The sequence below is a fragment of the Pseudomonas sp. DNDY-54 genome, from assembly GCF_019880365.1.
GTDB classification, from domain to species: Bacteria; Pseudomonadota; Gammaproteobacteria; order Pseudomonadales; family Pseudomonadaceae; genus Stutzerimonas; species Stutzerimonas stutzeri_P.
Genome location: NZ_CP082271.1, coordinates 1,932,023 through 1,953,615, shown reverse-complemented (window position 1 = coordinate 1,953,615; position 21,593 = coordinate 1,932,023). Strand labels below are relative to the sequence as shown.

The 21,593-nt window shown below is 60.8% G+C and carries 18 protein-coding genes; 12 read left to right on the top strand and 6 right to left on the bottom strand.

The features are described 5' to 3' along the window. The first annotated feature begins 83 nt into the window (after positions 1-83). Complete coding sequence (locus K4O48_RS09190) at positions 84-1,976, top strand: pyruvate kinase (protein WP_222911704.1); 1,893 nt, start codon at positions 84-86, stop codon at positions 1,974-1,976. A 68-nt stretch (positions 1,977-2,044) separates the two neighbouring features. Then, positions 2,045-3,175 carry a hypothetical protein gene (locus K4O48_RS09185; protein WP_222911703.1) on the top strand — a complete coding sequence of 377 codons (1,131 nt, stop codon included), beginning with the start codon at positions 2,045-2,047 and terminating at the stop codon, positions 3,173-3,175. An 80-nt stretch (positions 3,176-3,255) separates the two neighbouring features. Here K4O48_RS09185 and hppD read toward each other — a convergent pair whose 3' ends face one another. Continuing rightward, positions 3,256-4,335 (bottom strand): 4-hydroxyphenylpyruvate dioxygenase, encoded by a 1,080-nt coding sequence (hppD, locus tag K4O48_RS09180; RefSeq protein WP_222911702.1) that lies wholly within the window; start codon positions 4,333-4,335, stop codon positions 3,256-3,258. Between the two features lie 556 nt (positions 4,336-4,891). Here hppD and K4O48_RS09175 point away from each other — a divergent pair. Continuing rightward, a complete protein-coding gene (locus K4O48_RS09175) occupies positions 4,892-5,275 on the top strand; it encodes a YgaP-like transmembrane domain (protein ID WP_222911701.1) in 384 nt (127 codons plus the stop codon). A gap of 252 nt (positions 5,276-5,527) precedes the next feature. Next, entirely contained in the window at positions 5,528-5,743 is a 216-nt protein-coding gene (locus tag K4O48_RS09170; protein WP_222911700.1) for a hypothetical protein, read from the top strand. A gap of 213 nt (positions 5,744-5,956) precedes the next feature. Here the strand turns inward: K4O48_RS09170 and K4O48_RS09165 are convergent, their stop codons facing one another. Together K4O48_RS09165 and rfbD are read right to left on the bottom strand one after the other, a co-directional pair. Further along, positions 5,957-7,123: an NAD(P)-dependent oxidoreductase gene (locus K4O48_RS09165; protein ID WP_222912048.1), complete on the bottom strand. Its 1,167-nt coding sequence runs from the start codon at positions 7,121-7,123 to the stop codon at positions 5,957-5,959. Between the two features lie 116 nt (positions 7,124-7,239). Beyond that, positions 7,240-9,318, bottom strand: coding sequence for a dTDP-4-dehydrorhamnose reductase (rfbD, locus tag K4O48_RS09160; protein WP_222911699.1), 2,079 nt, complete (start codon positions 9,316-9,318; stop codon positions 7,240-7,242). 389 nt (positions 9,319-9,707) lie between these two features. On the opposite strand from rfbD, the gene K4O48_RS09155 reads away from it, so the two are divergent. From K4O48_RS09155 to K4O48_RS09145, 3 genes are all read left to right on the top strand, one after another. Continuing rightward, positions 9,708-10,061 (top strand): hypothetical protein, encoded by a 354-nt coding sequence (locus K4O48_RS09155; protein ID WP_222911698.1) that lies wholly within the window; start codon positions 9,708-9,710, stop codon positions 10,059-10,061. 81 nt (positions 10,062-10,142) lie between these two features. After that, positions 10,143-10,463, top strand: coding sequence for a hypothetical protein (locus K4O48_RS09150; protein ID WP_260523718.1), 321 nt, complete (start codon positions 10,143-10,145; stop codon positions 10,461-10,463). 193 nt (positions 10,464-10,656) lie between these two features. Further along, complete coding sequence (locus K4O48_RS09145) at positions 10,657-11,691, top strand: NADP-dependent oxidoreductase (RefSeq protein ID WP_222911697.1); 1,035 nt, start codon at positions 10,657-10,659, stop codon at positions 11,689-11,691. Positions 11,692-11,853: 162 nt separating this feature from the next. On the opposite strand, the gene K4O48_RS09140 is transcribed toward K4O48_RS09145, so the two are convergent. Next, complete coding sequence (locus K4O48_RS09140; protein ID WP_260523717.1) at positions 11,854-13,110, bottom strand: esterase-like activity of phytase family protein; 1,257 nt, start codon at positions 13,108-13,110, stop codon at positions 11,854-11,856. 270 nt (positions 13,111-13,380) lie between these two features. Then, positions 13,381-14,205 carry an aldo/keto reductase gene (locus K4O48_RS09135; RefSeq protein WP_312846504.1) on the bottom strand — a complete coding sequence of 275 codons (825 nt, stop codon included), beginning with the start codon at positions 14,203-14,205 and terminating at the stop codon, positions 13,381-13,383. A 607-nt stretch (positions 14,206-14,812) separates the two neighbouring features. Between K4O48_RS09135 and nirB the strand changes: the two genes are divergently transcribed. The 4 genes from nirB (at position 14,813) to K4O48_RS09115 (ending at position 20,426) form a co-directional block, all read left to right on the top strand. Continuing rightward, positions 14,813-17,386: a nitrite reductase large subunit NirB gene (gene nirB, locus K4O48_RS09130; protein WP_222911694.1), complete on the top strand. Its 2,574-nt coding sequence runs from the start codon at positions 14,813-14,815 to the stop codon at positions 17,384-17,386. Further along, positions 17,386-17,763, top strand: coding sequence for a nitrite reductase small subunit NirD (gene nirD, locus K4O48_RS09125; RefSeq protein ID WP_222911693.1), 378 nt, complete (start codon positions 17,386-17,388; stop codon positions 17,761-17,763). The genes nirB and nirD overlap by 1 nt, the downstream gene beginning before the upstream one ends. Before the next feature lie 80 nt (positions 17,764-17,843). Then, positions 17,844-18,662, top strand: a complete 819-nt coding sequence (locus K4O48_RS09120; RefSeq protein WP_222911692.1) for a formate/nitrite transporter family protein — start codon at positions 17,844-17,846, stop codon at positions 18,660-18,662. A gap of 42 nt (positions 18,663-18,704) precedes the next feature. Next, entirely contained in the window at positions 18,705-20,426 is a 1,722-nt protein-coding gene (locus K4O48_RS09115; RefSeq protein WP_222911691.1) for a bifunctional protein-serine/threonine kinase/phosphatase, read from the top strand. A 10-nt stretch (positions 20,427-20,436) separates the two neighbouring features. On the opposite strand, the gene K4O48_RS09110 is transcribed toward K4O48_RS09115, so the two are convergent. Continuing rightward, on the bottom strand, positions 20,437-20,763 hold the full coding sequence (locus K4O48_RS09110; protein WP_222911690.1) for a hypothetical protein: 327 nt from the start codon (positions 20,761-20,763) through the stop codon (positions 20,437-20,439). Positions 20,764-20,972: 209 nt separating this feature from the next. Here K4O48_RS09110 and K4O48_RS09105 point away from each other — a divergent pair, with 209 nt between their 5' ends. Next, on the top strand, positions 20,973-21,281 hold the full coding sequence (locus K4O48_RS09105) for a hypothetical protein (protein WP_222911689.1): 309 nt from the start codon (positions 20,973-20,975) through the stop codon (positions 21,279-21,281). The last annotated feature ends 312 nt before the right edge of the window (positions 21,282-21,593 follow it).

Sequence of the window (21,593 nt, the reverse complement as noted above, 5' to 3'; positions counted from 1 at the left end):
GTCAGGTCACCGAAACCGCGCGCTCTGCCATCGGTCTCTGATCTGCCTGCTTAGGGACGGCGCGCTGACTTCTGGAGACCACCATGCCTCGTACCGACATTCAAACGCCACCATCCGATCTCGAACCTGTTCCCGATGCAGCAGCCCTCTTGCGGGCGCTGCAGGATCTACAACATCAGATGCTGGAAGGCAATTGCACAAGCCTGCCGGACGGCTTGCAGTTGCACCCTTCCTACCGTGAAAGCGCTGAAAATCTACTCGCCTACCTGTGCCTGAGACGCCACGAGTTGCGGCCGTTGCAGCCAAAACTGGCTGAACTGGGCCTGTCTTCTCTTGCCGGTTGCGAAGCACATACGCTGAGTGCCGTTACACGCGTGATGGCTGCCTTGAGCAGCCTGGTTGACCAGAAACAGCCGCCCCAGCCGGAAGGACTCCCTGATCTGGCCCGCGGCCGCGAGTTGCTCCGGGTACATACAGAAGCGCTGCTCGGACCGAAGCCGGAAGAGCGCCCGGTGAGGATCATGGTCACGCTGCCTGAACAGGCTGCGAGTGATGCACCCTTCGTTCGAGACCTGATTGCCCAGGGCATGGATTGCGCGAGGATCAATTGCGCCCATGATGATGCGGACAGCTGGCGGCGGATGGTCGAGCACGTTCGCCGCGGCTCCGCCGAGCTGGGTCGCCACTGCAAAGTCGTCATGGACCTGGCGGGACCGAAGTTGCGGACAGGCGACATCGACTCGGGGCCAGCGGTGCTGAAAGTCAAACCGGAGCGAGACGAATTCGGCTGCGTGACGCAGCCGGCGCGTCTGTGGTTGACATCGAGCAAGCACGCACCGGCGGAGGAACAATCACCATGGATTGAATTACCTGAGGAATGGTTCTCGACACTGGGCAAAGGAACCAAGCTGCGGCTCCGTGATGCCCGCGGGGCCAAGCGAACACTCAGGGTTATTGAATGCGCCGCCGATGGCTGTTGGGCAGAGCTTGAAAAAACCGCTTACCTGACACCCGGAACCAAGATCAAAGCCAGGGGCAAAAAGACCTCGAAAGCGCGAATCATCGCTGTGCCGCCTGGCGAGCCTTACCTGGAGCTGGCGGAAGGCGAAACCCTCATCCTTGAACGACACGGTATGGGACGACCCGCTCAGCGCGACGCCAGCGGCACAGTCACGACGCCCGCATCGATTGCCTGTGACGTCCCTGAACTGTTCCGGGACGCGCGAAGCGAGCAACCCATCTGGTTCGATGACGGAAAGATCGGCGGTCGTATCGAAGCGGTGGCAGACGATCACCTGCAGATCCTCATCGAGCATGTTGCGCATGCCAGCGGACGCGCCAAGCTACGCAGCGCCAAGGGCATCAACGTGCCGGAAACGGATCTACAGCTTGCTGCACTGACTGACGAAGATCGGGATGCCATCCGGGTCGCCGTGGCCCACGCCGACGTCATCGAGTTGTCGTTCGCGAATACAGTCGAAGACGTAAACGCCTTGGCCGACCATCTCACGCAGCTTGGCGCGGACGACATAGGCGTTGTGCTCAAGATCGAAACGCGCAAAGGGTTCGAAAACCTGCCCGCGATGCTTCTAGCCGGCATGAGGTTCCAGCGCTTCGGCGTGATGATCGCGCGTGGCGACCTGGCGGTGGAAACCGGCTTCGAGCGGCTGGCAGAGGTTCAGGAAGAGATTCTCTGCCTGTGCGAAGCCGCCCATGTTCCAGTCGTGTGGGCTACGCAAGTGCTGGAAACCCTCGCCAAGAAAGGTGCCCCCTCGCGTGCCGAGATCACCGATGCCGCCATGGGCGTTCGCGCCGAATGCGTCATGCTCAACAAAGGACCACACATTCTGGAAACGATCCGCACCCTCAGCGACCTGCTCAGGCGCATGCAGGGTCATCACAACAAAAATCGGGGGCTCATGCGCAAGTTGAGCGTCGCGCGAGAACCCTTCAAACCAACCGACGCGGATGGGTGATCGCCACATCCCAGCGAGGCGACGAAGCGCACCGCTCAGCTAGCCGCCGAGCGGTAGTCCGTAAGGCGGTGAATCAATCGTTCGATGCATTCCCAGCGCAGCCATTTGGCGAAAACTCGGTTCCTTCTTCACTGAAAGGACTCATCGCCATGTTCATTCGCTCGTTTCTCGCCATCGCCGTTTCGCTTGTAGCCATCGGGCAAACACAGGCTGCTGACAGCTACATCACGACCGAACAGTTCGGAACGGCAAACACGCTAACGGCCAGTCAGGCGGGTGACTCGCTCGGCATCACCGTTTCCCAGGGGGGTTCCGATAACGAGATCAGCATCGATCAATCGGGACAAGGCAGCACCATCCGCTCGAATCAACAAGGCGAAGGTAACTACCAGAGGGTCTATCAGTACAACAGCTACGAGGAATACAGCGGCAACCATAGCGCCACGATCGACCAGGTTGGAGGCTACAACACCGCGGTAGTGCTTCAGGGCGATGATGCCTGGCACGCGGCTTCGATCACCCAGGACGGCGACCGAAACACACTCACGCTCGAGCAATCAGTGCGTGTGAATAGCTTCCTGGGTTCTCAAAGCGGTACGGGTAATCAGGCGGCCGTCATTCAGGAAGGCGGCGCGAGCGCTGAGATAAGTCAGACAGGCACAAATAACACGCTGAACCTGCATCAAACCGCATGGCCATTCGGTGCCAGCACCTCAATCACCCAGACAGGGGACGCGAACGTAGCGGATGTTCGTCAAACCGACGCAGGTCGCTATTCCGGCGGTGACGTGAACCTGACTCAGAGTGGCGCCGCGAACGAGGCGGAAATCGACGCGACAGGCGCATGGAGCGTGCTGGACTTTGCGCAGAGCGGAACAGGCAACCAGCTCACGGTCGATCAAAGTGGACGCAATACGTCGATTACGGGCACGTCCAATGGGGACAACAACCGGGTGGACATCGATCAAACCGGTGATGTCAATGTCCTGGAGCTTGTCCAAGACGGCTCGGATAACGTGATTGAAGCCCGCCAGGGCGGCTGGTGGGGAGAAGGCGACATCGGCACCATCTCACAGATCGGGACCGCTAACTTCGCGTCGCTCACCCAGAACCTCACCACCCAAGGCTCTCCAACAAACGTTGCGACGATCTTGCAGAACGGAATGAACAACAGCGCAACGGTCGTTCAAGGCCAGTAGCCGGGATTGGGAGTCCAACACTGCGGATTCGCAGCGAGGTTGGAAGTCAGCCGAGCCAGGCCCGGCTGACTTCCGGCCGATCACTCAGCGGTGCTCAACACCCCACGCTGGATCTGATCGCGCTCGATGGATTCGAACAGCGCCTTGAAGTTGCCCTCGCCGAAGCCACTGTCGCCCTTGCGCTGGATGAACTCGAAGAACACGGGCCCCAGTAGCGTGCCGGAGAAGATCTGCAACAGCAGGCGTTGCTCGCCATCTTCTACCGCACCGTCCAGCAGAATGCCCCGCGACTTCAATTCTTCGACTGGCTCACCATGGTTGGGCAGCCGACCTTCGAGCATTTCGTAATAGGTCTCCGGCGGTGCGGTCATGAATACCGTGCCGCTCGCCTTCAGCTTGTCCCAGGTTTCGATCAGGTTGTCGGTGAGGAACGCGACGTGCTGAATGCCCTCGCCGTTGAACTGCATGAGGAATTCCTCGATCTGCCCGGCACCCTTCGAGGACTCTTCGTTGAGCGGGATGCGGATCATGCCGTCCGGCGCAGTCATGGCTTTCGAGGTCAGGCCGGTGTATTCGCCCTTAATGTCGAAGTAGCGGATCTCGCGGAAGTTGAACAGCTTCTCGTAGAAGTCCGCCCAGTACGCCATGCGGCCGCGATACACGTTGTGCGTCAGGTGGTCGATGATTTTGAGGCCGGCTCCGACTGGATGGCGGTCGACGCCCTCCAGGAACACGAAGTCGATGTCGTAGATCGAGCTGCCTTCGCCGAAACGGTCAATCAGATACAGCGGTGCGCCGCCAATGCCCTTGATCGCTGGCAGACGCAACTCCATGGGCCCAGTGGGAAGCTCCATCGCTTGCGCGCCGAGCTCCAGTGCCCGGGCGTAGGCTTTCTGCGCGTCTTTGACACGAAACGCCATGCCGCACACCGACGGACCATGCTCAGCCGCGAAGTACGCCGGGATGCCGCTCGTCTCGCGATTGACGATGGCGTTGATTTCGCCCTGGCGGTAGAGCGCGACGTCTTTGGACCGGTGGTTGGCAACATGTGTGAAGCCCATGCTCTCGAGCACAGGCTCGATGACGTTTGGCGTTGGCGAGGCGAATTCGATGAATTCAAAGCCCATGAGGCCCATGGGGTTTTCAAATAGGTCGGCCATGATCGGCTCCTTGGAAATAACGGTGCGTTGATGAGATTGACGTGGGTAGCTGTCAACTCGGCGGCGCACAGGAAATTCCCCGGACACTGCGTCCCAGGTGATCGCCGAGGGTCAGGCGAAAGCCGAGAATTTTCATCCCAGCCACTCGCTACGGTGTTGGAACGCTCCGTGGAAGCAGGGATCCCGCTTTACCGAGACTCGCCCTTTCAGCACCTGGCGCAGCGATGCGCTTCGGGTGCGGCCAGATGAGATGAAGCGGTAGTCGGTAGGAAGATCCATAGTCATTGCCAGAGCTGGTGCAAGGTCGCGCTCCGTCTTCGAAGCGCTCTATTATTTTTTTGCGTAATCAAATTACGTTTAGCGAAATCTGCGGGAGCCCTGTCCGACTGTCAAGCCCAATAACTGGCGTGCAGCCGAATCCATTGACGCCGTTGCCATTCATCCTTCCGTTAGAACGAATCACTGCGCAATGGTGCCGAAACCTATGCGCAACGAGACGCGCCCTGCGTTGTGCTCCGAAATTGATCTCTACGACGCTGAGCTGAAGGAAAGCACCATGAACAGACTTTTCAATAACACCACTCCTCAGAATGTCCACGGCTGGGAGCGCACCGCCTCTGTCGCCGGCGGGCTAGTGCTGCTGGGCAAGGGCTTGCGCCGCGGCGGCGTGAGCGGGCTGCTACAGCTGGCCATGGGTGGCATGGCCTTGGCTCGCGGCATCAGTGGTCGCTGTGAAGCCAAGCGCATCCTGACCGAGACCGAGCCATCGCACTCGCGTTCGCACGCACAGCAGAACCTTCAAGACAAGCAGCGCTACAGCCATATGCCGCTCGACTCTGAAGTCCATAGCCCCGACTTTGCCGAGCCAGAGGTTACCCTCCCCGATTCCACGCCTATGGGGCATGAACAGCACCCGAGCGAAACGAACACGAAGGTCTGAGCCGAGCTGACCAGGCAGCCGAAGCGGCGCGCTGATGGCGTTGCTGACGCGAGCCTGCGGCATCGGAAGACAACAGCTTGTCGGCTTTACAACGATCAAGCTTCACCGCAGAGCCGTAGGCGCCAGCGTTGGCGTGGACGGGCCGTGATAGCCGCCGAACGGCGATTGTCGTTATTTTGACGTCGTGCTATCTATGCGTCGAAATCCCGCCACATCGCAGCGCAGCTCAGCTCAGCTCAGGAAAGAACATCGATGGACACAATGAAAATAGACAGCGAAGACGCTGGCCAATGGGGCGTCGTTTACTCCTACGGCAGCGTATTGGCGATGTTTGAAAACGAGCAGGATGCCCAGAACGAAGCCGCCAGCTTTGGCGGTGCGGTTGTTCGGATCGCACGCAATATCTGGACAGCGCTCTGTGAAACGGGTGTAACCGCCTCCATCCCTGGCGAGCCGTTACCCCGTTAAAGCAGGGAGGCGCTACCGCCGCTGTGCGTCAAGCCAGGAACAGGTACCGCGCCTTCCGGGCAGTCAGCTTGTCGTTTCTCGAAACGACAGAATCCGTGGGTGGTGAAGGTGACCGTGTTTCGTGGTGATACGGTACGAGACCAGTGCCGGTTCGCCGGAACTCAACGAAACCGTAACCGTCGGCCCAGACTTCCGCCTCGTCCCGTATTTTCTTCATTTGACTGCTCGCTGCAGAACTGGATGTGATTGGGTGCATGCCGTGACTTGGTGTCTTACTTTCTCGCGCTGTTGGAGCACGATATCCAGGACCCGGCTAGGCTGTATCTCGATATCGTCGAACGTAATCATCTGACCTGGGGTGACCGCCCGCTTGAGCACTGTGTGCCGCAGCAGCCCGATGGGCACATGATCGAGCTCGTCGGCGAGACGCACCGCTTCTCCGCGAACATCGAAGCCGCCAATACCCCGTTCGACCACCTCTCCGGCTTTCAGGTCACGCTTGGCGATCGCCGCGACACCCAGCGTGGGTTCGACCGAGTTATTCAGCAGAACCCCGCCACCCGCCAGCACCCGTCGCACCGTCTTGCCGACTTCAAGCGAGCACAGGTGGAACGGACGCGTCAGCACGTAATACGGTCCGGCTCCCAGTTTGAAATAGTCGATCGCTGGCGCTTGAACCTCGTCGTGGCGACACACCAGAAAAACCCCACCCGCCGGATAGCCATCAGGTATCACGTAATCCACGATGGGCTGGCCAATACCGTCGGCAATCAAACCGAGGATATTGCCGCTGCGGTTCAGGTCGGTCGACGCGATGCCTTCCAGGCCACGTCGTGAAATGGTGGCGCCGAATCCGTTCCCTACCACCACCTGCTCGATCTGCACCTTGGTCCCATCGGTGAATGAGGTGGTTTGATCGATGCTGATGCCCTGGCGTTTTGACCAATAGGCCATGTCTTCACGGCTCGGGTTGTGGTTCAGGTAACCCTTCATGTTGCCGTACACAAGCGGCTGAAAGCCCATGTGCAGCGCATCCTCACGCAGTGCCGCCAGTGAGCCAGGCTGATCGCCTTCGGCTTCGGTCAGCAAGCCCTTCCCCGCCAAGTAGGACCCTGTGGTGACCTGCAGCTCCGCGTTGACTGTCACGACAGGCAGCCCGGCTTCAAACGCGCGCTCGATCACCTCCGTACCGAAGAACACGTCGCCAGTGCACTCGACGATGATGTCGGCGTGTGCGATGAGCTCATCGATGGAGTTGGTAAGTGCGCCCGGTAGCGGGAAATCACTTAGCGTTTCGAGCTTCCTCCGGGTCAGAACCCGCGTGATCTGAACATCCTTGTAGTGATTCATGATCAAGCGAACGAAACAATGCGAGATCATCCCTGTGCCTGAAACACCCACTCGTCTAACAGCCGAATCGTCCATCACAGAATTCCATTCATTTTTGACGTGAAATCAGACCGTAACATTTGGAAAAGGTTTCCGCCTGATCGGACTCATTGTTGGCTTGCTGCTTGCGTTACCTCGAAACAGCCCAAGCCTCGCTCTTCGCCTTGCGGATAGCTCCGGAACGGCACACGGCTATGCGCCGGTCCCACAGGCGCCCAGGGTCGGTCGTTCATCTGTCGAATGACATGACGCAATTCCTCACGCCATGGTTTGGGCTTGATGCCGAACACCTGTTCCATCCGGTTGCAGTCGAGCACGGACCACGCGGGCCGCGCCGCCGCCCGAGGTAAGCTGCCGCTCGTGACGGGAAGCACCCGTGGTGCCTGAGCGATGAGGCCGGCCTGCTCGGCTTCCTTAAAGATCTCAACGGCAAATTCAGCCCATGAGCACGGTGAGGACCCGCTGTAATGGTAAAGACCCCACTCGAGATCACCGTCGCGGCAGTACCGCAGCGCAAGTTCGATCAGTACCCGGGCGACGCTGCGTGACCGGGTCGGGCAGCCGATCTGATCACTGACGACCGACACCTCATCCGTCTTGCTGCCGAGGTTGAGCATCGATTTGACGAAATTGTTGCCGTGCTCGCCGTAGATCCAGCTGGTGCGCAGTATCAGGTAGCGATCCAGGGTTTCGGTGATGGCGACCTCCCCTGCCCGTCGGGTCTCGCCATACACGCAGATTGGCAGGGCCGGGTCCGTTTCGCGGTAGGGCACCGAGCTGTCACCCGCAAATACGTATTCGCTGGAAAGGTGAAACAGTGGAATACCAAAGTGATTGGCCGCCTGTGCCAGATTGGCTGCGCCGTCGCGATTCACCGCCCGAGCATGTGCCACCTCCGCTTCGGCGTGATCGAGGTTAGTGTACGCCGCGGCATTGATGATCACTGCCGGCCGGTACCGCTCGATGGCCTGACGTATCTGGTCCGGCGAGGTGATATCCAGCTCTTTATGCAGCAGCCCGATCGCATCCAGCCCAAAGCTGGCGGCCTGATTTACCAGACAATGACCCACCTGGCCGCCCGCACCGCAGACCAGAACCCGCATGTTCGATCGACCTAAGCTGGATCGTTGCGATGAAATGTTGTCCGGCCCCGCGGGTTTCGCCCCTGCGGTGGTCGGTGCCGCACGATCATCAACGCACGGTGTGCCAGGGCCCGGCGACGTTCCGCTTGGCGTTTTCGGGATCGCCTCGCGCACGGTGACACCCAGCGCCTCAACCGGCGCGTCAGCGGCTTCCGGTTCGGGGAAAAAGCGAACGCTTTCGAGCAGGCCATTCATCACAATGCGGGCCTTGGCGAACTGACGGCGGTGCAGCATCTGCACCACCAGCCCGAGCCGCGAGATGAGCAAGCCCAGCACGCGGCGCTTGCGGAAGTAACGACGCGCTACGAACAGCTCGTTGCGCACCAGATGTCGATGCAGCGCGACGCGGTTCGGATCGGTCTCTCGAAGGATGTCAATCACACCGCTGACCCGGCGCATATGCAGGACCTTGCTCGCCGCCACCAGGTACCCCGGCGTGTCCTGGCTGATGCGCAAGGTGAACTCGGTGTCGTCGCCCCACATGAACATTGACGCGATAGGCAAACCGTAACGCTGCAGCGACGCCCTGGGCACCAGGATCGAGACGAACGTCGCTGGTCGCACCGGAATCACGCCGATGTCCAACAGCGCCGGCCAATTTTCATAGTCGATCGTATTGGGACGCTCGTCGATCCGAGGCACGTTGGTTAGCAACCCTTCCTCGGTATAGGCCATCGAGATCAGGAACGAATGTGGTTTGGCTTTCGCTCGCAGTGCCTCATCGGCGTCTACTAGCTTTTGCAGGGCGTCCGGCTCCGGTATGACATCGTCATCCATCATCCAGACAAAGTCGGCACCCTGCTGATAGGCAATTCGGAACCCGGCGCTGAAGCCGCCCGATGCGCCGGTGTTGTGAGACAGGATGTAGACCTTGAGATTCGGGATCCCGGACGCGAGTAGCATCTCTTCGGTCCCGTCATTGCTAGCGTTATCGACCACGATGATGCCGTCGCATCGTCGGCTTTGGGCGTTTATTCCGTCCAGGCAGCGTTTAAGCAAATCCTTGCGTTTGTACGACAGTACGACTGCGTATATCTGATCCATTGAGGCGCTCGGCAACTGTGCAAGAGGAAATGAAGGAAGAACTACCCGCAAACGAACCGACCTGGCTGGGCTGCCGGCAAGGTGCGCTGCGGGGCTTCATGGGTTGAGCCATAACGCTCAGCTCTGACACAGGAAGACGAACGGGGTTCACTGTTTTGAAACCAAATGTGACCCGACCTGTCCCGACGCCGTCGTGCGTCGCCACAACTCCAAAGAAACGCAAACTCCCGCGAAAATGCCTATTTCTGCACCGGCTCGCGTCATGGTGATTGCGCAGCGCTCAAACGCGCGGGCGAACCCCGCGTGCGTACAGAGCACGCAGTAGACGTACCGAACTCAGCGCGCTTGTCCTGTTCACATCTTTAGTGAGCCAAAAACGGAGACGCAGCATGAAGAGAACTTTATTGGCGCTGTTCGGCGTGGCGTTCGTCCTTCCTGCCCTCGGCCAGGAGCCGTTGGTTGCAACGCGCCTGAACGGCATGAATCTGGAAATAGAAGAGCTGGGCGTGCCAGAAGCCTCGTCCAGTCAGGTGGATCTGAAAGGCGTTCCCGCCATCAAGGTCACCAACCGAAGCCAGGAAATCGCGTCGTGCCAGTTCCACGCGTTGCCCGAGGAGACGGTGATGACAGCGACGCCGGCGGCCTCAATCAACCCCAACGAGCAAGCCGTGATGCGAGTACCCGGTAAATATTCCAGTGGTGGGCCCATTGCCTTGCTGGTGTGCAAACCCGAGGGCGCTTGACGCTTGGCTGCTCCGCACCGTGAGTGCGATCCCAGCCACTCACTCGCCGACTCGTCGGCCACTCGAAAGCAGGAGAACGTCATGAACAGACCCCTTCTCACCTCACTGGCGATGGCCACGCTATTGGTTACCGCCGCCCAACCCGCAATTGCCCAATGGCCAGCCGGCACGCCGCGAGACGATACGGGGGCGCGTCCAAGCCCGATGGGCAACCCCACGCCAATGGAGAAGCTCGAAACCCACCGCAACGAGCAAGGCCAGATCGTGACCGAGGATGGTCGTGTCGTTAAGGGCATGCAGGACGAAGAAACAGTGCCCAACCGAAACATGCACCGCACGGAGCAAGACACGATCACCGCAGACCCGCCACATGAATCGGCGAGCCCGGGCGAGCTGGAATAGACAGTTCGGCTTAGCGCACCCGCCGCGCCCTCGATGCTTTTTACAACGCCTCCATGAGCCCACCTGCTGACCGACGTGATCGGCCAGCAGGACGGTATCAGTCGAAGCTTGCCGGCGTTCTGATCTGATTGAACGCCCCGCGCCCGATGCGCTCCCATCTCTATCCGATCGAATTGATAGACGGGAGATCTCAATGACACAGCAGTCGCAACACAACCGCAGCATTCACCTCGCCTCACGCCCGAACGGCGCGCCTACACCTGACAATTTCCGGCTCGATACCAGTCCGGTGCCCAAGCCTGAGGATGGCCAGTTGTTGCTGCGCACCGTCTACCTCTCGCTGGACCCGTACATGCGCGGACGCATGAGTGCCGGGCCGTCTTACGCACCGCCGATGGAAGTGGGCGATGTCATGGTGGGCGGCACGGTGTGTCGCGTGATGGAGTCCCGTCATGCGAACTATAAAGAAGGCGACTGGGTGCTCAGCGGAAATGGCTGGCAGGACTATGCGGTCTCCGACGGTGAAGGGCTGCTGAAGCTCGGCCAGGAGATGCAACACCCCTCGCACGCGCTGGGTGTACTGGGCATGCCGGGCTTTACCGCCTACATGGGACTGCTCGATATCGGCCAGCCCAAGGCCGGGGAAACGCTGGTGGTCGCGGCAGCCACCGGACCGGTCGGCGCCACCGTCGGCCAGATTGGCAAGCTGAAAGGCTGCCGTGTAGTAGGCATCGCCGGTGGTTCGGAGAAGTGCCGTCATGCGGTCGAAACGCTTGGCTTCGATGCCTGTATTGACCACCGTGCCGAGGACTTCCCGGAACAGCTGGCCAAGCACTGCCCGGACGGCATCGACATCTACTACGAGAACGTCGGCGGCAAGGTGTTCGATGCCGTGTTGCCGCTGCTCAATACCAGCGCTCGGATCCCGGTCTGTGGCGTAGTTGCGCAGTACAACAGCACGGGGCTGCCCGACGGCCCAGATCGGCTGCCGCTGTTGCTCGATACCATCCTGAAAAAGCGTATGCGCATGCAGGGGTTCATCATCTTCAACGACTACGGCCACCGCTACGACGAGTTCGCCCGCGACATGAGCGCTTGGTATGCCGAGGGCAAGATCAAGTACCGCGAGCAGATCGTGCAGGGCCTGGAAAACGCACCCGAGGCATTCATTGGCCTGCTTGAGGGGAAGAACTTCGGCAAGCTGGTGGTGCAGGTGGGCGAGGCGTGAGGCCATCCCGGTCGGTCAGAAGCTCATGACTGTGTCGTTATGGGTGGGCCGAAGCCCACCCTACAGGGTTAGCGCCCACCTGGCGGAGCCGCCATCGGTGGGCTGAAGCGCACCCTACATAGGGTGCGTGTTGGGCGCACCTGCGGGGTGAGCTTCAGGGCTTCAACCCTGCCCCACTCCTGCCGTTACATCGCAACGACGCGCATCCCTGGTTTGTTGCTGGTGGGGTGGGCGGACGCCGGGGATGGGCTTGGCCAGACGAATCTTCAGGAACTCCGTGACATCCGCCGCCAGTGCGCGTCCACCGCCACCGGGGAAGTTGTTGTCGTTGGTTACCAGCAACGTGCGTGCATCCAGCGGCAGTACGCTTTCGATGGTCACGTAGGGGAAGGTGAACGTGCGCAGGCCGTCGCCGTTCAGGTCATCGGGGTCGGCCAGCTGCATGAGGTCGACCACTTCGGTTTTATGCACGGCACCACCACTGGCGACGCCACGGATGTCGATCAGGTAGATCTTCTTGAACGGGGTGCCGTTGGTTGCGGTAGCGCCATTGCGCTCGATGACCAGAAAGCGTGTCTCGTCGATGGCGGTCATGTCACCGATGGCGTGCTCCGGCGCCTGCAGGCGATAGAAGAACACCTTGCCGGTATAACGCTCCTGCTCGATGTCGAATTCATTGATGCGCAACGTACCGGCCGGATCGCCGCTGACGGTTTTTTCCAACAGCGCGTACAGGCGATCACCGCGCGGGTTGATTGCCATGCCTTCAAAGCCACCGGAACCATCCAGATTCGCCTTGGCCCGCCCGGCTACGACGTCGTTGTGCTGCGGCGCGTAGACGCCGGGCAGCGAAATGGCACTGCGGGTGACGGTACCGGACGCATCGGTTTTGACCAGGTAAGGCCCAAACTCATCGCCAAACCACATGGCGCAGTTCTTGTCGCGGCGCACCGATTCGATGTCGAGGTCGGCGCCCGTCAGCAGGCGACCAAAGTCGATGGCACTGTCCACGTGCGGCTTCGATCCGTCGTTGTAGTAGAAGCGGTAGTCGGCCTGAATCGGCAGTTCCAGCTTTTGATTAATGTCGTTGAGCGTCAGGCGCGAGGGATGGGTGAAGCGCGCCAGCGGCGCGCCGCTGAGATAGTCACTGGCACTGACCTTGCCGCTGCCGCCGTTGGCGGTACGGAAATCCGGCCGAACGCTGTAAAGCCGCAACAGCGTATCGGCAGAGTTCGTTTGCCCACCGAAGCCGTTGTCGGTCATGAACACGAAGCTGTTCTCATCCGCGCCCGGCAGTACCGCGGAGAAACCCTGCACCGGCTGCAGCCCCTCATAGGGTGGCTGGAATGTGCCGTAAGGGTTACCGCTGGCCATCTGACCCGAGGTCGGGCCGTCTGAAAAGGTGTCGGCGGGCATCATGGCCCATCCAACCAGCGTGTTGTCAGCAGCCCACACAGGTGCGGCAAAAACGGGTGAACAGAGTGCAGCGGCAAGCGCCAAGACGAGCGGCTTCGGGTTTCGCATAAGCAAAAATCTCCATCCAGTGGAGCCGGCACCACGCGGTGTGCGGGGTACTGCGGCGTCAGGCGGATACCCTAGGAAGAGACTGTGTCAGGAATATGGCCTTGGCCAGGCGAACCGACAGAAGGCTGTATCCGCTGGTACTGCCTGGGCGGTATCGGAACGTGCTCAGGCTACCGCATGGCCGCGGGCTGCTTCGGCAAGGTGAAACCAGGTGGGCGTATCCAATTGCAGGTGCACACCGTTAAGGGCTTCTTCAATCCTTTCCCAGCGCAGACTGCCGAGAATCGGGACCGGACAACCCGGCAACTTGCGCACCCAGGCAAGCGCGACCTGATTGGCCGTGGCGCCGAGCGCATCACCCGCCTCCTCCAGCACGGTCTGCAGCGCTGGCACGAAACGGCCACCCGCCATCGGCGACCAGGCCAAGACCTGTAACCCCTCTGCCTCAAGGCCGTGCAAACGGCCATCCCACGCATAATCTTGAGCCTGCAAGGACAGCTCGATCTGATTGCAGCGTAGCGGCAGCTCGCGCGCCAGGACCTGACACTGCAGCAGCTCCGCATTGGAGACGCCCAGCCAGCCGACCTTTCCGCTGCTGACCAGGTCATCCAGCGTCCGGGCAACTTCGTGAATGCGCAACAAGGGGTCGGGCCGGTGCAGCAGAAAGCCGTCCAGACGCTCGACGCCGAGCCGCTTGAGTGTGCCTTCGACCGCTTCGACGAGATGGGTCGCCTCGGTGTTGTAATGCTTGACCTTCCACCGCGAGCGATCCTGATCGGCAGGCACGATATCGGCCTTGCCGATCAACTGGATCTGTTGACGCAACGCCGGGCTCAGTTTCAACGCAGCCCCAAAATGCGCTTCGCACTCACCGCCACCGTAGATGTCGGCATGGTCGAAGCCGCTCAGGCCGCGCTCGACACAACGCTCGATAAAGCTCAGCAAGTCCTGCGGTTGTGCCAGCTCGGGGTATTGCATCAGCCGCATCATGCCAAGCAACAGGGGTTGTTCGATGACCTTGTTCACGTGATCTCCGCGATTCGTCAGTTGATAAAGCCAGCAGCAGGATAGGCACGCTGCCATCGGCAAGTCGTGTACTGACCGACTACCGGGGCGCAACGTTCGGCTCGGGCCGAAACGTTTGCCATATCGCCCCAAATAGGGGAACCGGTCTCTTGCACCGCACCCTTCTGGGTCGGTGCCGCGCCTCAGCAAGCGGAAACGGATGTGAGGGCTGTGGGAATCATTGGTGGGCTGAAGCCCACCCTACGGTAGACGGAGGTTGCGTAGGGTGGGCTTCAGCCCACCAGTTCCTAGCAGCGGTTCCCTGGACGCTGCCACCTGCACCCACCACTGGCATGCAACCTGCTATGTCACCTTCAACACCTGCCGACCGATTCGGCAGAGCTTCCCGCGGTCAACGAAGACCATCAGCCACACATGGCACGGGACGGGTGCAACGGGCAACGTCGCTCGCACATCACCCCCACATTCCATGAATACCAGGCAAAGGCGCCTGGAGCTGCCCGACAGCTCCAGGCGCCTTTTTTGTTTTTGTACGACGACGCCGTAGCGCGGCATCGACGGAGGACCAGGCATGAACGCAATCATCACCCCGATCAAGAGTGAAACATTGATCGTGATCGGCAACGGCATGGTGGGACACCACTGTGTCGAGCAGCTGATCGAGCGCGGTGCGCTGAGCCAGTATCAGTTGCACGTGTACGGCGAAGAGCGCCAGCGTGCCTACGATCGCGTTCACCTGTCCGAGTACTTCGGTGGCCGCGATGCCGACTCGCTGGCCATGTGCGAAGCGGACTATTACGCCACTCACGGCGTGCATATGCACCTCGGCGTGCAGGTGCTGGAAATCGACCGTGAGCGCAAGGAAGTGGTCACCCGCGAAGGCCGCCAGCCGTACGACAAGCTGATCCTGGCCACCGGTTCCTACCCGTTCGTACCGCCGATTCCAGGCGCCGAAGGCAACTCGCGTCTGGTCTACCGCACCCTGGATGACCTTGACGCCATTCGCGCCGCCGCCAGCAATGCCAAGCGCGGCGTGGTGGTCGGCGGCGGCCTGCTTGGTCTGGAAGCGGCCAACGCACTCAAGTCGCTTGGCCTGGAAGCCCATGTCGTGGAGTTCGCTCCACGCCTGATGCCGGTGCAGCTGGACGAGGAAGGCGGTAAGGCGCTCAAGGCCCGTATCGAGGCGCTGGGTGTCGGCGTGCATCTGTCCCGCGCTACGCAGGAAATCGTCATCGGTGAGGAATACGCGTACCGGATGAACTTCAACGAGGGCGCTGATGGTAGATGTGAGTATCTGGAAACCGACCTGATCGTCTTCTCCGCCGGTATCCGCCCGCAGGATGCACTGGCCCGCAGCGCCGAGCTGGAAATAGCACCGCGCGGCGGCGTGGTCATCGATAACGACTACCGCACCAGCGATCCGTCGATTTTCGCCATCGGCGAGTGCGCATCCTGGAACGGCATGGTCTTCGGCCTGGTTGCGCCCGGCTACACCATGGCGCGTAACGTCGCAGCCCTGCTCACCGGCGAGCCACATCAGCCTTTCAGCGGCGCCGACATGTCCACCAAGCTCAAGCTGCTCGGCGTCGATGTCGGCTCCATCGGCGATGCACACGCCGCCACGTCAGGCGCCAAGAGCTACCGTTTCATTGATGAAGCGAATGCGAGCTACCGCCGTCTGGTGCTGTCCGAGGACGGCAAGCGCGTCATCGGTGCTGTGCTGATTGGCGACAACAGTTATTACGACACCCTGCTGCAGTACGCGCAAAACGGCATCAAGCTGCCGGCCGATCCGTCCAGCCTGATCCTGCCGCTGTCCGATGGCGCACCGACGCTGGGCGCCGACGCCCTACCCGACACCGCCACCATTTGCTCATGCCACAACGTTACTAAAGGCGCGGTGTGCTGCCAGGTCGACGCCGGAATCACCGACCTCGGTGAGCTGAAAGCCGCGACCAAGGCCGGCACCGGCTGCGGCGGTTGCAGCGCGCTGCTCAAGCAGGTCTTCGAACATGAGCTGACCGCCCGTGGCGTGGAGGTCGACAAGAGCCTGTGCGAGCACTTCGCCCACACCCGCCAGGAGCTGTACGGCATCGTCCGCGTCGAGGGCATCATCAGTTTCAATGAGCTGCTGGCCAAACACGGCCGCGGCCACACTGGCTGCGACATTTGCAAGCCGGCGGTAGGCTCGATCCTCGCGTCCTGCTGGAACCAGCCGATCACCGATCCAGGCCTGATCCCGCTGCAGGACACCAACGACACCTTCATGGCGAACATGCAAAAGAACGGCACTTATTCGGTGGTGCCGCGCATCGCCGGCGGTGAGATCACGCCGGACAAGCTGATCGCCCTCGGTGCCGTCGCCAAGAAATATGACCTTTACACCAAGATCACCGGCGGTCAGCGCATCGACCTGTTCGGTGCTCAGTTGCACGAGCTGCCGGATATCTGGGGTGAGCTGATCGAGGCCGGCTTCGAGACAGGTCACGCCTACGGCAAATCCCTGCGCACGGTGAAATCCTGCGTCGGCAGTACCTGGTGCCGCTACGGGGTGCAGGACAGCGTCGGCATGGCGCTGCGCCTGGAAGATCGCTACAAGGGCCTGCGCTCGCCACACAAGATCAAGTTCGGCGTCTCCGGCTGCACCCGCGAATGTGCCGAGGCGCAGAGCAAGGACATCGGCGTAATCGCTACCGAGAATGGCTGGAACCTCTATGTGGCTGGCAACGGCGGCATGCGTCCGCGTCACGCCGAGCTGTTCGCCACTGACCTCGATGACGAAACGCTGATCCGCTACATCGACCGCTTCCTGATGTTCTACATCCGCACCGCGGACAAGCTCCAACGCACCTCCGTGTGGCGCGAATCCCTGGACGGCGGCCTCGATTACCTCAAGGAGGTCGTCATCGCCGACAGCCTGAACCTCGCCGCCGAGCTGGAAGCGCAGATGCAGCTGGTGGTCGATCGCTACGAATGCGAGTGGGCCAACGCCATCAAGGATCCAGAAAAACTCAAGCGCTTCCGCACCTTCGTCAACGACCAACGCGGCGATCCGGACGTTCACTTCGTCAGGGAACGCGGCCAGCGCCGTCCAGTACATGCACACGAACTTCACCTGATTCCTGTCACCGAGGAGGTGCTCTGATGAGCCAGTCCAACGCCGTACGCATGCAACCGAGTGAAAACATCAGCTGGCGGGCGCTGTGCAGCCGCCGTGATCTGGTCGCCAATTCAGGCGTGGTCGCCTGGCTGGACGGCGAACAGGTCGCGCTGTTCCACCTGCCCGAAACCGAGACGGGCGAGCAGGTCTTCGCCGTCGCCAACAAGGATCCGAAATCGGGCGCCAATGTCATCGGCCGCGGCATTCTGGGGCAGCTCAAGGGCGACCTGGTGATCGCCTCACCGCTGTACAAGCAGCATTTCCGCCTGGCTGACGGCAGCTGTCTTGAATACCCGGAACAGCACTTGCAGGTCTGGCCCGTGCGCCTGAATGGCGATGCGGTGGAAATTGCCGCTGCCTGACCGCGGCTGCGAGCAACGAGTAGCGATACGCCAACGGCAGGCCCGGGCCTGCTTTGCCAACACACCTAGAGAATCGAAAAATGTCCTATCTCGTTCCTTCAGAATTCGTAACCAAGATGGTGGACTCGGGTGAGTCCAAGATTTTTATGTCTACCCGTGACACCTTGATCCGGGCGTTCATGGCCGGTGCGATTCTCGCGCTGGCCGCCGTCTTCGCCGTAACCGTCACGGTCCAGACTGGCTCGCCGCTGGTGGGCGCGATGCTGTTCCCAGTCGGCTTCATCATGCTTTACCTGATGGGGTTCGATCTGCTCACCGGTGTCTTCGTCCTGACGCCGTTGGCCCTGCTGGACAAGCGTCCGGGCGTCACCGTCAACGGCGTGCTGCGCAACTGGGGGCTGGTGTTCGTCGGTAACTTCGCCGGGGCACTGCTGGTCGCGTTCATGATGGCCTTCATGTTCACCACTGGCTTCTCCACCGATCCGGGCCCGATCGGCGAGAAGATCTCCACCATCGGCGAAGCACGCACACTGGGTTACGCCGAATTCGGCGCAGCCGGCTGGTTCACCATCTTTCTGCGCGGGATGCTGTGCAATTGGATGGTCTCGATGGGTGTGGTCGGCGCGATGATTTCCACCACCGTAGGCGGCAAAGCCCTCGCGATGTGGATGCCGATCATGCTGTTCTTCTTCATGGGCTTCGAGCACTCGGTGGTGAACATGTTTCTGTTCCCCTCCGCGATGATCATGGGCGGCGATTTTTCGATCATGGATTACATGATCTGGAACGAAATCCCCACAGCCCTGGGCAACCTGGTCGGCGGCCTCGCCTTCACCGGCCTCACGCTGTACACCACGCACATCAAGACGGGCGCCAAGCGCGCGCTGGTACGCGGATAGAGCACTGGAAAACCCCGGCGCGACCGGGGTTTGCCGCATCTCATGAGCAGTCAACTCAAGGTTTCGGTGGGCCAACACACCGACAAAGGCCGCAAGGAAAGCAATCAGGATTTCCACGGCGTCTACATTCCAAAAGAACCACAGCTGAGCAGCAAGGGCATCGCCATTGCCCTGGCCGATGGCATCAGCAGCAGCGCCGTCAGCCACATCGCCAGCGAGTCGGCGGTCACCGGATTCTTCGCCGACTACTACTGCACGTCCGACGCCTGGTCGGTGAAAACCTCGGCGCAGCGGGTGCTGATGGCGACCAATTCATGGCTGCATTCACAAAGCCAGCAAAGCCCTTATCGATTCGATCCTGACCGCGGCTACGTTTGCACCTTCAGTGCGCTGGTCATCAAGTCGACCACCGCGCACCTTTTTCATGCCGGCGACTCGCGCATCTATCGTGTTCAGGGCAACGCCCTGGAGCAGCTGACCAACGACCACCGAATGTGGATATCCGAAGACAAGAGCTATCTGAGCCGAGCGCTTGGGATTCATCCGCAGTTGGATCTGGACTACCGCGCCGAGCCGGTTGAGGTGGGCGATACCTTCATCTTCGCCACTGATGGGGTGTATGAGTACGTCAGCGCATCGTCGATGCTCGGCGTGATCGCCCATCACCCCGACGACCTGGACGCCGCTGCGCGAGCCATCGTCAAACAAGCCCTGCGGCAGGGCAGCGACGACAACCTCACGGTGCAGATTCTGCGCATCGATGCGCTGCCGTTGCAGCAGCCCGACGAGCTCTACCAGCAGCTGACGGAGCGGCCCTTTCCGCCCATCCTTGAGGCGCGGGCCGCATTCGACGGTTACACCATCGTTCGCGGGGTGCACGCCAGCAGCCGAAGCCATGTGTATCTCGCCACCGACAACGTCAGCCAGACGCCGGTGATCATCAAGACGCCGTCCATCGACCTGCAGCATGACGTGCAATACCTTGAGCGCTTCCTGACCGAGGAATGGGTCGCCCGGCGCATCAACAGCGCCCATGTGGTCAAGCCGTGCACACAGACACGCAAGCGCAACTACCTGTACAGCGTCAGCGAATACATCGACGGCCAGACGCTGGCGCAATGGATGATCGACAATCCCCGTCCGGATCTTGAAACGGTGCGCGGCATCATCGAGCAGGTCGCTAAGGGTGTGCGCGCCTTTCACCGCCTGGAGATGCTGCACCAGGATTTGCGCCCGGCCAACATCATGATCGACGCCACGGGCACGGTGAAGATCATCGACTTTGGCTCGACCCGCGTGGCAGGCCTCATGGAAATGTCCTCGCCCATCGAGCGCAGCGATCTGCTCGGCACCGCGCAATACACCGCGCCGGAATATTTTCTGGGGGAAAGCGGTAGCACGCGATCGGATCAGTTTTCGCTGGCCGTCATTACCTACCAGATGCTCACTGCCGAGCTGCCTTACGGCGCTGGGGTTGCCCGATGCCGCACCCGGGCGGCGCAAAACAAACTCAGCTATCAACCAATCCGCGAGCATGAGCGCGGCATGCCAGCGTGGATCGATGATGTGCTGCGCAAGGCACTTCATCCCGACCCGTACAAGCGCTACGAGGACCTGTCGGAGTTTGTCTTTGAACTGCGCCAGCCCAACCAGGCCTTTCTGAACAAGGCCAGGCCTCCGCTCATGGAGCGCAACCCGGTGCTGTTCTGGAAAGGCACGTCTCTGCTGCTGGCCGTGGCGGTGGTTGTGTTGATGCTGCGCTGAGCGGCGGTGACTATTCCGGGCGCTGCGGCGCGTAGACGTTGAGCGCCGGATCGGTGATGCCATCTTTCGAAGGATCGAGAATCCAACGCAGCTGCGTGACCAGTTCCTCGCAATTTTCGCCGCGCTGTTGCCAATCCTGAAAGGCAATGCGAGCCGCACTTAGCGATTGTTCGGCGATCTGCTCAGCCTCGGTGGTGGGGTCGCCCGGCTGCCAGTGATCGAAAACGGACTTGAGAGCATGCTGCGCTTCTTCAGCGCCCAACTCGCCATCCGCCCAGCGTGACGTAACGTCCTGGGCCTTTTGCAGCGCGCTGACTGAGGGGTTCGACGTTTCCATCTCTGACTACCTCCAGTGGGTTCTTATCTACGTTGGAGTCGGGCTGCGCTGGCAAATTCGACCCCGCCTATCAGCCAACCGCAGCCCGCGTGGCGTGCGGGTCGCTTAGCCACCGTTGGTACCGTGTCGCCGTTGATCTGCCCCGTCGCGCAATGGTGGTGGGCCGGCGGTCGCATCTACATGGACGTCATTACCATTGGAGCCATCCCATGCACCTCATCCATCTCTTGCTGCCGCTGTATGACAACGATTGTGAGCCCTTGCCGAAGGCGCTATTTGCCGAGGTGAGAAACGAACTGATGCAGCAGTTCGGAGGCCTGACGGCGCACACCCGAGCCCCGGCCAATGGCCTTTGGCAGGACGATGACAACCATGCGGTGCGCGACGATCTGGTCATCTACGAAGTGATGGCGCCAGAACTCGACCGCACCTGGTGGCGAACCTATCGCGCATCGCTCGAAACCCGCTTTCGTCAGGACCAGGTGTTGATCCGCGCACAAGTGATCGACGTGCTGTAGCGCACCCTGTCGCTGATGCTGCGATGCAGGGCTTTTCCAGAGTGCTAAGGTCCTGCCAGGATCGGAGCGGCAGGTCGGAAACCGCCTCAACCGCCATCATAAAATCGTGAAATATTTATGAACCTGCCGAGCATTTGGTTGTCAGTCCAGGCTGCAGCATTGCATGGGCCGCAGGCCCAACGCTGGGAGAATGTATCCTCCCATTCATGATCGGCAGTCCCTGCACACCTGCTAGCACTCATCGCGGCAGGTTCCTGGCCAGATGCCAGCGCCGGGGTCGCTTACAGTTTTGGCCCGTACACCGGGTACCTT

Bases quoted from the DNA above. Each gene is read 5' to 3' on its own strand.
- K4O48_RS09190 (WP_222911704.1), top strand. From the start codon at position 84: ATGCCTCGTACCGACATTCAAACGCCACCATCCGATCTCGAACCTGTT.
- hppD (WP_222911702.1), bottom strand. From the start codon at position 4,335: ATGGCCGACCTATTTGAAAACCCCATGGGCCTCATGGGCTTTGAATTC.
- K4O48_RS09175 (WP_222911701.1), top strand. From the start codon at position 4,892: ATGAACAGACTTTTCAATAACACCACTCCTCAGAATGTCCACGGCTGG.
- K4O48_RS09170 (WP_222911700.1), top strand. From the start codon at position 5,528: ATGGACACAATGAAAATAGACAGCGAAGACGCTGGCCAATGGGGCGTC.
- K4O48_RS09165 (WP_222912048.1), bottom strand. From the start codon at position 7,123: ATGATCTCGCATTGTTTCGTTCGCTTGATCATGAATCACTACAAGGAT.
- rfbD (WP_222911699.1), bottom strand. From the start codon at position 9,318: ATGGATCAGATATACGCAGTCGTACTGTCGTACAAACGCAAGGATTTG.
- K4O48_RS09155 (WP_222911698.1), top strand. From the start codon at position 9,708: ATGAAGAGAACTTTATTGGCGCTGTTCGGCGTGGCGTTCGTCCTTCCT.
- K4O48_RS09150 (WP_260523718.1), top strand. From the start codon at position 10,143: ATGAACAGACCCCTTCTCACCTCACTGGCGATGGCCACGCTATTGGTT.
- K4O48_RS09145 (WP_222911697.1), top strand. From the start codon at position 10,657: ATGACACAGCAGTCGCAACACAACCGCAGCATTCACCTCGCCTCACGC.
- K4O48_RS09140 (WP_260523717.1), bottom strand. From the start codon at position 13,110: ATGATGCCCGCCGACACCTTTTCAGACGGCCCGACCTCGGGTCAGATG.
- K4O48_RS09135 (WP_312846504.1), bottom strand. From the start codon at position 14,205: ATGATGCGGCTGATGCAATACCCCGAGCTGGCACAACCGCAGGACTTG.
- nirB (WP_222911694.1), top strand. From the start codon at position 14,813: ATGAACGCAATCATCACCCCGATCAAGAGTGAAACATTGATCGTGATC.
- nirD (WP_222911693.1), top strand. From the start codon at position 17,386: ATGAGCCAGTCCAACGCCGTACGCATGCAACCGAGTGAAAACATCAGC.
- K4O48_RS09120 (WP_222911692.1), top strand. From the start codon at position 17,844: ATGTCCTATCTCGTTCCTTCAGAATTCGTAACCAAGATGGTGGACTCG.
- K4O48_RS09115 (WP_222911691.1), top strand. From the start codon at position 18,705: ATGAGCAGTCAACTCAAGGTTTCGGTGGGCCAACACACCGACAAAGGC.
- K4O48_RS09110 (WP_222911690.1), bottom strand. From the start codon at position 20,763: ATGGAAACGTCGAACCCCTCAGTCAGCGCGCTGCAAAAGGCCCAGGAC.
- K4O48_RS09105 (WP_222911689.1), top strand. From the start codon at position 20,973: ATGCACCTCATCCATCTCTTGCTGCCGCTGTATGACAACGATTGTGAG.